The sequence below is a fragment of the Synechococcus sp. MU1625 genome (assembly GCF_020514205.1).
In the GTDB taxonomy this organism is placed as follows: domain Bacteria; phylum Cyanobacteriota; class Cyanobacteriia; order PCC-6307; family Cyanobiaceae; genus Parasynechococcus.
Window position 1 is genome coordinate 97,625 of sequence record NZ_VTLA01000007.1, and the last position, 13,755, is coordinate 111,379.

Annotated in this window: 14 protein-coding genes; 9 read left to right on the top strand and 5 right to left on the bottom strand. The window is 60.9% G+C overall.

Features of this window, described 5'->3' with window-relative positions; genetic code table 11:
* Positions 1-69 precede the first annotated feature (69 nt).
* Genes menA through FZX13_RS11095 form a run of 3 tightly spaced genes read left to right on the top strand, consistent with a single transcriptional unit; the run spans position 70 to position 3,154 of the window.
* A complete protein-coding gene (gene menA / locus FZX13_RS11085) occupies positions 70-1,014 on the top strand; it encodes a 2-carboxy-1,4-naphthoquinone phytyltransferase (protein ID WP_226409611.1) in 945 nt (314 codons plus the stop codon).
* Positions 1,011-1,991: an o-succinylbenzoate synthase gene (gene menC, locus FZX13_RS11090; RefSeq protein ID WP_226409612.1), complete on the top strand. Its 981-nt coding sequence runs from the start codon at positions 1,011-1,013 to the stop codon at positions 1,989-1,991. Before menA ends, menC begins: the two co-directional genes overlap by 4 nt.
* A complete protein-coding gene (locus tag FZX13_RS11095) occupies positions 1,988-3,154 on the top strand; it encodes an AMP-binding protein (protein ID WP_226409613.1) in 1,167 nt (388 codons plus the stop codon). The genes menC and FZX13_RS11095 overlap by 4 nt, the downstream gene beginning before the upstream one ends.
* On the opposite strand, the gene FZX13_RS11100 is transcribed toward FZX13_RS11095, so the two are convergent.
* The gene (locus tag FZX13_RS11100) at positions 3,125-3,574 is read right to left on the bottom strand and encodes a thioesterase family protein (RefSeq protein WP_226409614.1); all 450 of its coding nucleotides are present in this window, start codon (positions 3,572-3,574) and stop codon (positions 3,125-3,127) included. The two genes, FZX13_RS11095 and FZX13_RS11100, sit on opposite strands and share 30 nt — an antisense overlap.
* 59 nt (positions 3,575-3,633) lie before the next feature.
* Here FZX13_RS11100 and FZX13_RS11105 point away from each other — a divergent pair, with 59 nt between their 5' ends.
* A complete protein-coding gene (locus FZX13_RS11105) occupies positions 3,634-4,311 on the top strand; it encodes a hypothetical protein (protein ID WP_226409615.1) in 678 nt (225 codons plus the stop codon).
* A 4-nt stretch (positions 4,312-4,315) separates the two neighbouring features.
* On the opposite strand, the gene FZX13_RS11110 is transcribed toward FZX13_RS11105, so the two are convergent.
* Both FZX13_RS11110 and FZX13_RS11115 read right to left on the bottom strand, forming a co-directional pair.
* The gene (locus FZX13_RS11110; RefSeq protein ID WP_226409624.1) at positions 4,316-4,678 is read right to left on the bottom strand and encodes a DUF2752 domain-containing protein; all 363 of its coding nucleotides are present in this window, start codon (positions 4,676-4,678) and stop codon (positions 4,316-4,318) included.
* 24 nt (positions 4,679-4,702) lie between these two features.
* Positions 4,703-5,887, bottom strand: coding sequence for an NAD(P)H-quinone oxidoreductase subunit H (locus FZX13_RS11115; protein WP_115024489.1), 1,185 nt, complete (start codon positions 5,885-5,887; stop codon positions 4,703-4,705).
* Between the two features lie 54 nt (positions 5,888-5,941).
* Here FZX13_RS11115 and rsmH point away from each other — a divergent pair, with 54 nt between their 5' ends.
* The gene (gene rsmH / locus FZX13_RS11120) at positions 5,942-6,826 is read left to right on the top strand and encodes a 16S rRNA (cytosine(1402)-N(4))-methyltransferase RsmH (protein ID WP_370630814.1); all 885 of its coding nucleotides are present in this window, start codon (positions 5,942-5,944) and stop codon (positions 6,824-6,826) included.
* Here rsmH and FZX13_RS11125 read toward each other — a convergent pair.
* Positions 6,813-7,610 (bottom strand): hypothetical protein, encoded by a 798-nt coding sequence (locus FZX13_RS11125; RefSeq protein WP_226409616.1) that lies wholly within the window; start codon positions 7,608-7,610, stop codon positions 6,813-6,815. The genes rsmH and FZX13_RS11125 overlap by 14 nt on opposite strands.
* A gap of 33 nt (positions 7,611-7,643) precedes the next feature.
* On the bottom strand, positions 7,644-8,708 hold the full coding sequence (locus FZX13_RS11130; protein WP_370630815.1) for a cysteine desulfurase family protein: 1,065 nt from the start codon (positions 8,706-8,708) through the stop codon (positions 7,644-7,646).
* A 122-nt stretch (positions 8,709-8,830) separates the two neighbouring features.
* On the opposite strand from FZX13_RS11130, the gene FZX13_RS11135 reads away from it, so the two are divergent.
* The 4 genes from FZX13_RS11135 to FZX13_RS11150 all read left to right on the top strand — a co-directional run.
* Positions 8,831-9,343 carry a hypothetical protein gene (locus tag FZX13_RS11135; protein WP_226409617.1) on the top strand — a complete coding sequence of 171 codons (513 nt, stop codon included), beginning with the start codon at positions 8,831-8,833 and terminating at the stop codon, positions 9,341-9,343.
* A gap of 39 nt (positions 9,344-9,382) precedes the next feature.
* Positions 9,383-10,120, top strand: a complete 738-nt coding sequence (locus tag FZX13_RS11140) for a response regulator transcription factor (protein ID WP_115094903.1) — start codon at positions 9,383-9,385, stop codon at positions 10,118-10,120.
* Positions 10,117-11,067 (top strand): RNA pseudouridine synthase, encoded by a 951-nt coding sequence (locus FZX13_RS11145; protein ID WP_226409618.1) that lies wholly within the window; start codon positions 10,117-10,119, stop codon positions 11,065-11,067. Before FZX13_RS11140 ends, FZX13_RS11145 begins: the two co-directional genes overlap by 4 nt.
* A gap of 224 nt (positions 11,068-11,291) precedes the next feature.
* On the top strand, positions 11,292-13,755 hold a 2,464-nt coding region (locus tag FZX13_RS11150; protein ID WP_226409619.1), incomplete at its 3' end, for an autotransporter-associated beta strand repeat-containing protein.

Consider the following 13,755-nt stretch of genomic DNA (forward strand, 5'->3'; position numbering starts at 1 on the left):
CGCGGCGTTTTTGGCCAGGGTTACTGCTCAAATGTATGGGTCTTCGCCCTGCGGGAACCGAACCTGTCCATGTCTGAGCCGCAGGCTGTCGCATCCCGTTACGCCGATCGGCGCCGTTTGTGGAAGGCAGCCATCAAGTGGCCGATGTATTCCGTCGCCGTGATGCCAGTGCTGGTCGCGGCTGGATGGCATTTCGGTGTTGAAGGCTCCCTGCGATGGCTGCAGCTGGGGGGCTTTTTGCTGGCGGCCATTTTGTTGTTGCTCTGGGAAAACCTCAGCAACGATGTTTTTGATGCGGCGACGGGCGTTGATGCCTCCGGTAAGCCCCATTCGGTGGTGAATCTCACCGGCCGCAGGGATCGCGTTGCCCAGGGGGCGACCGCCGCGTTGGTGGTGGGGTTGCTGTTGATGGCGTTGCTGGCCTGGAACAGCACCTGGGCGGTGTTGGCCCTGGTGTTGGTGTGTTGCGGCCTGGGTTACGTGTACCAGGGCCCTCCGTTTCGATTGGGCTACCGCGGCTTGGGTGAGCCTCTGTGCTGGTTGGCGTTTGGGCCCTTTGCAACCGCTGCGGCCCTGTTGGTGTTGCAGCCCAGGGGCGCTGCGTCGATCCCATGGGGCACCGCCTGGATGTTGGGGGCAGGCCCAGCTCTGGCGACCACCCTGGTGTTGTTCTGCTCCCACTTCCATCAGGTGGAGGAGGACGCGGCCCACGGCAAACGCTCACCAGTGGTGCGTCTTGGCACGCGAAGGGCGGCGGCACTGGTGCCCTGGTTTGTGGCCTTGACGCTCGCTCTGGAGTGGGTGCCCGTGCTGCACGGGGACTGGCCTGCATCGGTGGTGTTGAGCGGACTCGGTCTTCCGGCGGGGGTGCAGCTGATGCGTCTGCTCCAGCGCCATCACGACCGGCCGGAGCTGATCAGCGGCAGCAAGTTTCTGGCGTTGCGCTTTCAGGGCTGGAATGGTTTGGGGTTGAGTGTGGGCCTGGTCCTGGCCCGCGTCTGGAGCGGCGGATGACGCTCCGGTTGCAGCGTCGCCCTTTTCGCTTTGCTTTGCTGCAGCCGCTTCGCACGGCAGAAGGCGTTCTGACAGAGTGCTGTGGCTGGTTGCTGCGTCTCGAAGACGATCAAGGGGCGGTGGGCTGGGGAGAAGTGGCACCGCTTCAGCAGCATCAGTTCACGTCGCCGTGGTCGTCTTGTGAGGGCGCCCTCGCCTCCCTGCCGGATGTGCCCTCCAGGGTGCAGTTGGAGGCCGTGCTCCGCGATGCGCCGGGGCCTGTGGGCTTTGGCCTTGGTGCGGCGCTGGCGGAGTTGGATGGGCTGGTGGGAGGTCAGGCTTCCCAGGGGTGGCTGAAAGCTCCTACGCCGGCGCTGTTGTTGCCGGCAGGAGAGGCCATGCTCACGGCCCTCGAAGCTGTGGCGGAGTCAGCGAGAGGCCTTGAGGGGCGCACCTTCAAGTGGAAGGTGGGGACGGAGGCGGATTCCCTGGAGCGCCACCTGCTCGATCAGCTGCTCCAGCACCTGCCGCCCACGGCTCGATTGCGCTTGGATGCCAATGCCGGTTGGGATCGCAGCACGGCGCAGGCCTGGATGCAACGGTTGCGTGATGACCCACGCCTGGCCTGGTTGGAACAACCTCTGGCGGTGGAGGATCAAGCCGGTCTGGAGCAGTTGGCGGCGCTTGGACCGGTGGCCCTGGATGAATCACTCCACCAGCGGCCGGAGCTGCGGCGCAGCTGGAGCGGCTGGCAGGTGCGGCGGCCCGCGCTGGAGGGTGATCCCAGAGTGCTGTTGCGGGAGCTGCAGGCGGGGGTGCCCCAACGGATGGTGAGCACAGCCTTCGAAACCGGCATCGGTCGGCGTTGGCTGGAGCATCTGGCCGGGCTTCAGGCCCAGGGGCCCACGCCGGCGGCACCCGGCCTTGCCCCCGGCTGGACGCCGTCGGGGGCGTTGTTTTCCACCGATCCAGAGGTCGTCTGGGCCGCGGCGATATGAGCGAGTTCGAGCAGCTGGAGCGGGGGCTGGCGGCAGGGCAGTGGGTGACCCTGTCGCCGGAGGCGGATGCTGCCCCCATCGATCAACTGCCGCCAGGGCCGGGGGTGCTGGTGCGTAGTGGTGGCAGCAGTGGCGGCAGCCGTTGCTGCGCCCAGCCCCTGGACCATCTGGACCGTTCGGCAGCAGCCACCGCGCACTGGTTGATGGGGATGGCGCTCGACCCCGCCGCCACTCTGCTGCTCAATCCGTTGCCAATGGCGCATGTGAGTGGTCTGATGCCTTGGTGGCGAGCCCGTTGCTGGGGTGCCTCGCATCAGCAGCTGGAGCCGGGGTTGATGAAAACCCCCACCGAATTGCTCGCGTGGTGCCGGAGCCTGCCCGCCTGGGGGACCAAGCCGGTACTCCTCTCATTGGTGCCCACGCAGCTGGCGCGTCTGCTGGCCCATCCCGACGGGGTGGCCTTCCTGCTGGAGATGCAGCTGATCTGGATCGGTGGGGCTGCTCTGCCGCCTGCGTTGGTGGCGCAGGCTCGCGCCTTGCGGCTGCCCCTGGCGCCCTGTTACGGGTCGACGGAGACAGCGGCGATGGTGGCGGCCATGCCGCCGGCCCGCTTCCTGGATGGTGAGCAGGGTTGTGGGGACCCGCTGATGGGTGTGGAGCTGCGACTGGCCGCTGATGGGGCCCTTGAGGTGCGAACCGATCGGTTGGCCCTCGGGCGTTGGTGTGCGGATCAGCCGAATCGCTGGGAATCGCTCAGGGATGCCGATGGCTGGTGGCGCTCCGGGGATCGAGCCGCTTTCACCCCAGGCCTTCAGATCGTGGGCCGAATCGATGGCGCCATTCATTCCGGTGGTGAAACTGTGTTTCCTGAGCAGCTCGAGCAGCGTGTGATGGCGGCGGTGCAGGCGGCATCGCTTCCGGTGAGTTCCGTGTTGTTGCTGGGTGTTGATAATCCGGAGTGGGGGCAGACGCTGGTGGCGCTGGTGGGCAGCGCTGACGATGCGGTGCTTCAGCGCCTTGCGACCCTTACGCGTTACTGGGAGCCGGCGGAGACACCACGGCGTTGGGTGTTGTGCCCCGACCTGGCCCCCAATGCGCTGGGGAAATGGCAGCGCCAGCGCTGGCGGGAGTGGTTACAGCGGTTGGATTCGGCCGAGGCTTGATGCTTCCAGCCACCGCTCCACCCCATCGGGCAGGGCACATCGGCGCCGGGTTTGGGCATCGATGGCCACGTGGCGTAGGCAGCCACTGGCGACCAGCTGCTCCTCCAGCAGCACTTGGCTGTTCACTACAAAACTGCTGGGATCGAGCCGTTCTGGTTCCAGGCGGATCAGCAGCTTGTCGCCCACCTGCACCGGAGCGCGAAAATCGGCATGGCAATGCACGATCGGCAGGGCCACGCCGGGTTGCTCTCCGCGTCCGCCGGGGAAGACCGAACCAGCCGGAAGACCAAAGCATTCCAGGCTTTCTTCCCAGGCCTGGTGGCACCAGCCCAACAGCTGCTGAAAGTGCATCACACCGGCGGCGTCGGTGTCGCTGAAGCGCACGGTTCGGCTCAGCTCCAGCCAGGGGGCAGAGGTCATGGCGTTGTGTTGTTGAAGCCGGTGCCGACTGTCACCCTGACAGAAGTTCAGCTTGAACCATGGCCGCGCCGATCGCTCATGAGCGCCCCTCTATTCAGAAGGCCTGGCAGGCCTTTCTGCAGCACATCCCCGTGGTTCTGGTGATCTGGGTGGGCTCCATCGTGCTGTCGCTGCTCGGTGTTCTCGCTTATGCCCTGATCATCGTCGTGGTGTCCGCGACCATTGGCAGCAGCGATGCGGCGCTGGGGCTCGGGGCTGTTCTGGCCCAATTGGTTCAGCTGCCCTTCTCGCTCCTGGCCAGCCTGTTGTCGGTGTTGATGGTGGCTGTTCCGGCCCTCTATTACGAGCGTGGTGAGGTGGTGACGATTTCAGCAGCTGCTCAGCTGCTCACAAGCCGTTGGGGGCGTTATCTCTTGGCGGGGCTGTTCTTTTCGCTGGCCACGACCATCGGTTTTCTGCTCTGCATCCTTCCCGGCATTGCGGTTGCGTTGGTCACGCCGGTGTTTGTGAATCGCATCTTCGTCACCGACATGAGCATCGGTGAAGCGTTCGCCCAGTCGTTCCAGGTGGTCTACCGCTCGGAGAACGGTTTGAGCTTTGTGGGCCTCGAGGTGTTGACCGGCATCGTTGTGGCGTTTCTGGCCTTGGTCACCTGTGGTTTGGGTGGCTTTGTGGTGATCCCCATGGCCAGCTTTTTCCTGCAGAACGTCGCCTATGAGCGCGGCCTGTTGCGCTGATGGCTCAGCCGCTGGGCCAGTTGTTGGTGCTTAGGCGCAGCAGCCAATAGCTGATCAAAGCTCCACCAACGATGGGAACGGACCAGAGGGGCAGGCCTTTTGGGATGAGACGCCGTTGCTGCAGCGCCAGGGCACTCCAGAGGATTAGCCCTAAGGCGGTGATGGGGCCGAAGAGATGCCATTGCAGCGATCCGCTGAAATCACCAGTGAGGGCTGCTCCCGTCGCTCGGGTCAGAAAGCAGGTGGGGCAGGGCACGCCCGTGAGTGTGCGAAGGGGGCAGGCAAGGCCCGGAAGGCCTGGATGCAGGCCCTTGAGCCATAACGTGCCCGTCAGGGTCGCGGGCAGCAGATAACCCGTGTGTTGCAGCCGACGAAGAAAACGGTTCAGGGATCAGCGATCCACGGATCCCATGATCACGTCGATGGAACCGAGGATAGCCATGATGTCGGCGACCTTGTGTCCCTTGAGGATGTGGGGAAGGATCTGCAGGTTGTTGCTGTCGGCAGCGCGGATCTTGAAGCGCCACGGGGTGACGTCGTTGTTGCCCTGGATGAACACGCCGATCTCCCCCTTGCCCGACTCCAGCCTGGTGTAAAGCTCACCGTTGGGGATCTTGAAGGTGGGCGCCACTTTCTTGGCCACGTACTGGAAGTCGAAACCAGTGGCATCGCTGCCTTTTCCTTCGTTGAGGCGCTTGGCTTCGAGGTTTTCGGTCGGGCCGCCAGGGATCATGTCGCAGGCCTGGCGCAGGATCTTCAGCGACTGGCGCATTTCTTCGATGCGCACGCGATAGCGGGCGTAGCAGTCGCCCTCTTTCTCCCAGGCCACCTGCCAGTCGAAGTCGTCGTAGCACTCGTAGTGATCGACCTTGCGCAGATCCCAGGGCACGCCGGAGGCGCGCAGCATCGGGCCGGAGAGGCTCCAGTTGATGGCGTCCTGCTTCTCAATCGTTCCCAGGCCTTCAATCCGGCGCCGGAAGATCGGGTTGTTGGTGATCAGCTTTTCGTATTCATCGATCTTCGGGCCGAACCAATCGCAGAAATCGCGGCATTTCTCAAGCCAGCCCCAGGGCAGGTCAGCGGCGACGCCGCCGATGCGGAAATAGTTGTTGTTGATCAGCCTCTGGCCGGTGGCGGCTTCCCAGAGGTCGTAGATCATCTCCCGCTCGCGGAAGATGTAGAAGAACGGCGTCTGGGCCCCCACGTCAGCGAGGAAGGGTCCAAGCCAGAGCAGGTGGTTGGCGATGCGGTTGAGCTCCAGCATCAGCACACGGATGTAGCTGGCCCGCTTGGGCACAGGGATGTCAGCCAGTTTTTCCGGGGCGTTCACCACGATCGCCTCGTAGAACATCCCCGCCGCATAGTCCATGCGGCTCACGTAGGGCACGAACATCACGTTCGTGCGGTTCTCGGCGATCTTCTCCATGCCGCGGTGGAGGTAACCGATCACCGGTTCGCAGTCGACCACGTCTTCACCATCGAGGGTGACCACGAGCCGCAGCACCCCGTGCATAGAGGGGTGGTGGGGCCCGAAGTTCACCACCATGGGCTCCGTGCGCGTTTCCAGCTGCGTCATGGGAGCGGTGGTCCGATCGATGTGTAGATCTTAAGGAGTCTTCGCCTGTGGCTTGTGCCCCCCTTCAGCCATGTGCCTGTACTGGCCGATGCGGTGCTGGATGCAGCCCGGCAGATCCCGCGTCCGGAAGGCCTGTTGATTGACGCCACCCTTGGTGGTGGCGGCCACAGCGCCCTGTTGCTGGAACACCATCCAGGCCTGCGTTTGATCGGCTTGGACCAGGACGCCACGGCCCGGGCTGCTGCTGCGGAGCGTTTGGCTTCCTTCGGAGAGCGTGTTTCGATCGTCGCCACCAACTTTGCCGACTTTGTGCCGCCCGAGCCCGCCGTGATGGTGCTGGCCGATTTAGGGGTCAGCAGTCCCCAGTTGGATGTGGCGGAGCGGGGTTTCAGTTTTCGCCTCGATGGTCCGTTGGACATGCGCATGAACGCGGGGGGTGAGGGGGAGACCGCGGCCGAGCTCATCGACCGCCTGGAGGAAAACGAGCTGGCGGATCTGATCTATGGCTATGGGGAGGAACGGCTCTCCCGCCGCATCGCCCGACGGATCAAAGCCGACATCAAGCAGAACGGCGCCTATGGCGGCACCGCCGCGTTGGCCTATGCCGTGGCGGGTTGTTACCCCCCCAAGGCGCGGCGCGGGCGGATTCACCCCGCCACTCGCACCTTCCAGGCCCTGCGCATTGCGGTGAACGATGAGCTGGGGGTGCTGGATCGACTGCTGCAGCAGGCCCCCGACTGGCTAGAGCCTGAGGGGCTGCTCGGGATCATCAGTTTCCATTCCTTGGAGGACCGCCGTGTGAAGACGGCTTTCCTGCGGGATGAGCGGTTGCAACGGATCACCCGCAAACCGGTGGTGGCCACCGAGCAGGAGGAAGAGGCCAATCCCCGCAGCCGCAGTGCCAAATGGCGCCTGGCCTGCAGGGTCAGTGAGGGCTGATGACGCCGGTTTTGTCTTCTTGGCCAAACAGCTGTCGGTAGGCAGCGCCGGTGATGCAAATGCAGACCGGAGCGGCGGCCACCAAGCCCACCACACAGGCCAGAAATCCCAACAGCAGGATCAGCACCTGCAGGATCAGCAGGCCCAGCACCTGCCACCACTGGCCCTGCACCACAGTGATGCCCCGTTGGATCGTGGTGATCGGGTTCAGATCCTCCAGCAGCGCAATGAAGCCAAGGAAACTTTGGTTCACCTGGATGTAAGTGGCGAACAGCCAGCCGACGGCCAGGGTCAGCAACGCCAGGGGACTGCTGCTGAGATTGAGCGCCAGTTCGAGGGCGGCCGCACTGCCTGCGTCTGCAAGCTGCGGATCGTTGGGGTCCACTGTTAACGCCAGGTTCATCAGCGGTCGAAACACGGTCCAGGCATCTGCGGCATTGAGGGCCACGACGATCACCAACAGGGCGATGGGCAGCAGCAGCAGAGTCAGCACCAACTGCCGGCTGAACAGGCGCCAGACGGCAGAGCCGTTCCAGCGGGTGAAGTCTTCGAAGCTGGGGGCGGTGCCTCCCAGAGCGATCCAGGAGCCGCGGATCAGGCCGACGCCGCCCCAAAGGTTCACCAGAGTCCCCACCAGCGCGCCCAGGACGGGAATGAGATTGGCCAACTGGGCGAGCAGCGCGCTGAGCAGCACAAAACCAACAAAGACCCAGGGGGCCAGGCGAAAGGCATGCCAGCCTTCCTGGATGGCGGTCCCGACGGAGAGTTCGGCCCTGCTGCTCATGGATCTAGATCAGTCGACTGGAACGTAGGGGGATCAGAGCTGGGCGGCAGCGACGGCGTCGTGGATCGCGGCGATGGCCTGATTCACCTCGGCGGCTGTGGTGTCGCGCCCCAGGCTCAGCCGTAGGGAGGCTTCGGCTTCAGCCCGCGAGCGGCCGATCGCTTGCAGCACGTGGGACGGGGCCCCGTTGCTGCAGGCGGAGCCACTGCTGCAGGCCAGCTGCGGGCGCAGGGCCCGGTGCAGGCGGCTGCCGTTCACCTCGGGCAGGCTGATGTTGAGGTTGTGGGGCAGGCGCGGCTGCAGCGCTCCATTGAGCAGCACGCCAGGGAGGCGCTGCTGCAGGCCCTCCCACAGCTGATCGCGCAGCTGCTGCAGCTGCCTGTTGCGTTGATCCCGCTCCTGTAGTGCAAGGCGGGCGGCGGCGGCAAAGCCCACGATCAAGGCGGTGGGCAGGGTGCCGGCCCGAAGCCCCGCCTCCTGGCCGCCCCCCCACTGCAGCGGTTCGATGGCGATCCCCTCGCGCAGCACTAGGGCTCCGATGCCCTTGGGCCCATACAGCTTGTGGGCACTGAGGCTCAGTAGATCGACGTTCAGGGCATCGGGGGCCAGTGGCACGGTCCCGAAGGCCTGGGCCCCGTCGCTGTGCAGGGTGATGCCATGGCCCTGGCAGAGGGCACCCAGCTGCTCCAGCGGCTGGAGCACACCGATTTCGTTGTTGGCCACCATCACGCTCACCAGCCGAGTGTCGGGGGTGATCGCCTCCTCTAGCTGTTCCGGGGTGATCAGACCATCGGGGCCTGGGGTCAGCAGGGTCACGCTGAAGCCCTCCCGCTGCAACTGCTGCAGGGGATCGAGCACGGCGTGGTGTTCCGTAGCCACGCTGATCAGATGCGCCTTGCCTAGGGCGCGGGCATGGCCCAGCAGCGCCAGGTTGTTGGCTTCCGTCGCACCACTGGTGAACACCAGCCGTTCCGGGGTCACCTCCAGAGCCTCCGCTAGCTGACGCCGCGCCAACTTCACCGCTGCAGAGGCGCTGAGACCCAGCCGATGCTGACGGCTGGAGGGATTGCCCCAGTCCGCACTCCAGAAGGGCGCCATCGCCTCCACCACCTCGGCCGCACAGGGGGTGGTGGCCTGGAAGTCAAAGGCGAGAGCGGAGCCGCTCAGGACGAATCAGGCAGATGTTGCGATCATGGTGCTGCATTGCGAACAGCACTGGCATGGGTCTGCGAACGCCGATGGCTCTGCTGGTCTTGGGGGGGCTGATCTGCGCGCAGCCCGTGAGCGGCTTCGATCGTGAGCAGGTGCTTGAGCAGATGCGGCAATCGCGGCCGGCCGATCTCAAGGTGCTGATTGAACGACCGGCCCCTGTCGGCACCCTCTCGATCGGGATTTATGGGGTCAAGCCAGCCTCGTCGAATCCCAATACCCGCAGCTACAGCCTGTGGGAGGAGTCGGCGTCGGATCTGAACGTCTATGTCGAGAGCGTCAATTGCTCCACAGCGAAACCTGTGCGGGTCAAACGCACTCCGCTGGCGGTGTATGTGCGCACCCTTAACCCCGGCGGCTCTATCACCGATTTCAACCGGGAAGATCATCTGGTGTGGTGGGCAGCCTGCGTGCCGGAGGTCGCGGGAACCGACCCTGCCACGTTGCGTCAAAAAGCCCTGGATCTGGGCTATTCGACCCTGATCCCCGAACAGCAGGAGCAGTTACCCGCACTAGCCCGATGAGCTTGGTCTCCATACATTTTGACCAGAGCGATTACGGCCATGAGCGACGCGCCCACCCCCACCGCTGAATCTGTAGAGGCCGCGGCGCCCACGCCACGGCTGCTGTTGGTGGATGACGAGCCGGGCCTTCGCACGGCGGTGCAGGCCTACCTGGAAGACGAAGGTTTCGATGTGACCACCGCTGTGGATGGGGAAGAAGGGTTCGCCAAGGCCCAGCAGATGCTGCCGGATGTGGTGATCAGCGACGTGATGATGCCGCGGCTCGATGGCTATGGCCTGCTGCAGAAGCTGCGGGCGGATGAACGGCTCGGTGGCACCCCCGTGATCTTCCTCACCGCCAAGGGCATGACGGCAGACCGCACTCAGGGCTATCTCGCCGGGGTGGATGACTACATCCCCAAGCCCTTCGATCCCGATGAGCTGGTGGCGCGGGTGCGCAACGTCGCCCAGCGTCAGCAACGGCTACTGCAGGAAGCGGCACGCTTTGCCGACACCGACATGGGCCAGATGGCCAAGCAGATCACCGAGATCCGCTCGCTGTTGGCACAGGCGGAAGCGCTGCCCTCCACCGAGCCGGTGGTGCACAGTTTCACACCGCGGGAGGCGAGCGTGTTGCAGCTGGTGGCGGAAGGCTTGATGAACAAGGAGATCGCCCGTCAGCTGGAGACCTCGATCCGCAACGTCGAGAAGTATGTGAGCCGACTGTTCAACAAAACCGGCACCTCCAGCCGCACGGAATTGGTGCGCTATGCGTTGGAGCACCGTCTGGTGACTTGAAGTCGGCTGCGTTCAACGACGGCTGGACCTACCGCGACAAGGTTCCGCGGGGAGACGGCGGCATCCTGGTGAGCGAATGGTTGGCGGATCGCTACCGCCACTCCGATGGGGCAGTATGGCAGCAACGGATCGCTGCCGGTGAGCTGGATTGGAACGGAGCGCTTCTCTCAGAGGATCGAGCGCTGCAGGGCGGAGAGACTCTCCGTTGGCGGCGTCCGCCATGGCTGGAGGAGGCGATCCCCGATCAGTGGGAGACGATCCACGATGACGGCGACCTGTTGGTGATCAACAAGCCCACCGGCTTGCCGGTGATGCCTGGTGGTGGCTTCCTGCGCCACACGCTCACGGCCTTGCTCGAACCCACCGGGGCCCGGCCAGTTCACCGCCTTGGGCGGTTCACCTCCGGCCTGCAGGTTTGTGCCCGCACGTCGCACACCCGTGCCCTGTGGTCGAAACAGTTCCGACCCGATGGGGGTTGCCGCAAGGTGTATCAGGCCTGGAGCCGGCAGGTGCCTGGGTTGGAGTTGGGGCAGTCGCTGACGGTGAGCAGTGATGTGGTGGAACGGCCGCATCCGCTCTTGGGCTGGATCTGGGGGCCGGAACCGTTGGAGGAGCAGCCGATCCGCAAACGGCTCTCAGCCCATTCCGAGGTGAAGCTCTTGGAGCGCACGGCTGAGGGTGATTGCCTGCAGGTGACGATCAGCACGGGTCGGCCGCATCAGATTCGGATTCACTTGGCGCAGTTGGGCAGCCCGCTGCTGGGGGATCCGCTGTATTTGCTCAATCGCGAGGTTTCAGCAACAGCAACTCCCGGGGATGGCGGGTATCGGTTGCACGCCTGGCGGTTGGAAGCCAATGCTCTGGATCTGGAGTGTGAGCCATCTCTTTGGTCGTGCATCCCTCACCAGCGATCGCTAAATCCACTGCCTAACGCTCAGAGCACCTAATTCAGTCTCTGTGCTCCTCCTGTAATCCGGCTGGCTGGAGTGAGAAGAGATGGTTTATCTCACAAGTTTTAGATTTGCTAATGCATCAATTGACCGCTCTTTGACGTACTTTGAATAAGTTATTGGACTCATAGCAAGACTCGCAAGACTCGCTTTTTTAGTGCGCACTTGTTGTCGTATAACCAGTTTTTTACTAGAAAAATAAAACTCAGTGCATTCCCTCGATGAATTTGGAGAAAGCTCTCGTCTTCTCAGGTCTCTCTCTGGGTCTTGCGCTGTCTGTTTCTGCTGTTCATGCAGGGCCAGAAGGTGGTCAACAAATCACTAGCGACCAAATGGTGGAGATTTGGACTTTGCCGTCAAGTATGCAAACAGTTGTTGAAGGTGATGATAATAAATACTACGCAATTAATTACTACACCTATGTTGATCCAATTGGTGGCACAAAGGACGCTATCCCTGGAATTTCTAATGGGGAATGGTGGGATAGCGAATCAATAGGTCAATTCTTTCCCTGGGGAGAAGACGAGGACCTCGCTGAGCAGCTTTCGGTTGGATATAAGGCTTTTGCAGAGGCTGGCGACCTGCTTACTATTGATGGGGATTTGATACTAAATGGTTATACAAATGGTGGAGGTTTTATTTTTAATAACTGGGCCGGAAAGTTCGCTCCTGCAGGAACGCAGAGGCCAGGAGATGGCGGGCAAAAACAGGGATTGCTGTATGAATGGAATTCAGTTCAGTATTACACTAGGGGAGGTAACAGTAATCGAATCCAAGCCTTTGGCGGCTGCGCCGTCAATACAATTTCAACAGGGGAGATCTCGACAACTGGTAATCAGCAGCTAATTAAGACTGCTGTTGATCCTTGTAAGTTTGAAGGCGATAAAGTTCGGGAGGATTTGTATGCCCCGGTGCTTCAGGGAGGAACACTTCAAACGATTGAGAATGTTCAAGGTGAAGCTTCTAACACTGATTTAGATGTTCCTTTCTGGGTTGGAACTGAAGGTGGAACGATCAATAATGGTGGGATCACGACCATCTTTAATGGAAAGTTTTCTGATGTTTTGTTGGCAAGCTTTTCGGGTGCAGGGTCTCTTAATTTTGAGGGTGAGGGCGTAACAATTTTAGCCGCCAATAATTCTTACGTTGGTGATACTAATGTTCTTGAAGGAATTCTTCGAGTTACTGGAACTCTAAGCGATGCAACGGCTGTCTCTGTTGATGCTGGTGCCACCTATCAAGTTGCAAACAGCGATGAGGTTGGTTCGATTGAAGGTGCTGGCGATATCGTTATTGACGATGGCCAGACCCTAACTGCTGGTGGCTTGAAAACGAATACGGAATTTTCAGGTGAGATGTCCGGTGATGGTGGATTCACCAAGGTTGGTGACGGAATAACCACGTTCTCAGGCGATAATACCTATGAAGGCACAACGAATATCACGGAAGGGACGTTACAAGTAACGGGAACGCTCAGTAATGATACGGCAGTATCTGTTTCTGAGGGTGCTACCTATGAGGTTGCAAATACTGATGAGGTCGGATCGATTGAAGGAGCTGGTGACATTGTTATTGACGGTGATCAGACCCTAACTGCTGGTGGCTTGAAAACGAATACGGAATTTTCAGGTGAGATTTCCGGTGATGGTGGATTCACCAAGGTTGGTGATGGAACAACCACCTTTTCTGGTGCGAACTCCTATCAAGGCGAGACCACGATTGAAGATGGTGTTCTTTCATTGGCTAACTTCTCGGGTATACCCCAGGGCTCTTCAACATTGGTAACGGGGGTTGGCCGACTTAATTTGCTCTCTGGGCCAACAGGCAAGGGTCAATTTAAGATTGATCGTTTAAGTATTAGGGAAGGAGGTCGGGTTCTTGTCTCGCCCTCTAATCCATTGGTGTCCGAAACCATTACGTTGGATGCTAACCCTGCTAACAATTCAAATCCAGGTGGAATTCTTACCTCACTGGATGGAAAGAATAATCCTCCATTGCGTGTGACTGATGAGTTTGATTATCAGAGTGGCAGCTTAGTAGTCAGTGTGCCAAAGACAGATGATCCTGAGGGGGCTTGGGAGATCATTGACGGTAAAGTTAAAAACATTGATGATCTTTCTGAGAATACATACATTGTTGTTTCGGATGATGAGATCTATTCTTTTGATGGGCTGGGTGAGGGTAATGCCATTGATGGCCCTGCCCTCTACAGAGGTTATTTGGAAAAGGGCTCTTTAAACCTTATTATCGAGCCCAAATCAGAGGAGAATATTGTATGTGACTTGCATCCTGAAGCTGATGGTTGCGATGATGAAGGACCTGATAAGCCTGTTGCGCCGCCGATTTGTGAAGGTGATGATTGCAAAGAGGTTAAGCCTGAACCACTTCCAGGTTGCGAAGAGGGTGATGATTTGTGTGATGTGATTAGTGATATTGATGGCGATGAAGATGAGGCTTGGGAAGTAGAAGAAGAGATTGCGATAGAAATTATTGAGGGTCTGATTGATGGCTTGGAACATGAAAAAATTGATCTGCCTTTGAGCTTTGATTACGGCGAATTGGCCACGTTGGTGGGTAGTGGCTTAGCCCCGCGGAATGTGGATGCGGCGGGCCGTGGTTTGGCGCTGCACAACAACTTGTTGGTGGACACGTTGTTTGATCGCCAGCCGCTGCGTCAGTTCGAGG

Excerpts from the sequence above, each read along its gene's own strand:
- menC (WP_226409612.1), top strand. The coding sequence starts at position 1,011 with ATGACGCTCCGGTTGCAGCGTCGCCCTTTTCGCTTTGCTTTGCTGCAG.
- menA (WP_226409611.1), top strand. The coding sequence starts at position 70 with ATGTCTGAGCCGCAGGCTGTCGCATCCCGTTACGCCGATCGGCGCCGT.
- FZX13_RS11095 (WP_226409613.1), top strand. The coding sequence starts at position 1,988 with ATGAGCGAGTTCGAGCAGCTGGAGCGGGGGCTGGCGGCAGGGCAGTGG.
- FZX13_RS11115 (WP_115024489.1), bottom strand. The coding sequence starts at position 5,887 with ATGACGCAGCTGGAAACGCGCACGGAGCCCATGGTGGTGAACTTCGGG.
- FZX13_RS11140 (WP_115094903.1), top strand. The coding sequence starts at position 9,383 with ATGAGCGACGCGCCCACCCCCACCGCTGAATCTGTAGAGGCCGCGGCG.
- FZX13_RS11125 (WP_226409616.1), bottom strand. The coding sequence starts at position 7,610 with ATGAGCAGCAGGGCCGAACTCTCCGTCGGGACCGCCATCCAGGAAGGC.
- FZX13_RS11100 (WP_226409614.1), bottom strand. The coding sequence starts at position 3,574 with ATGACCTCTGCCCCCTGGCTGGAGCTGAGCCGAACCGTGCGCTTCAGC.
- FZX13_RS11105 (WP_226409615.1), top strand. The coding sequence starts at position 3,634 with ATGGCCGCGCCGATCGCTCATGAGCGCCCCTCTATTCAGAAGGCCTGG.
- FZX13_RS11135 (WP_226409617.1), top strand. The coding sequence starts at position 8,831 with ATGGGTCTGCGAACGCCGATGGCTCTGCTGGTCTTGGGGGGGCTGATC.
- FZX13_RS11130 (WP_370630815.1), bottom strand. The coding sequence starts at position 8,708 with ATGGCGCCCTTCTGGAGTGCGGACTGGGGCAATCCCTCCAGCCGTCAG.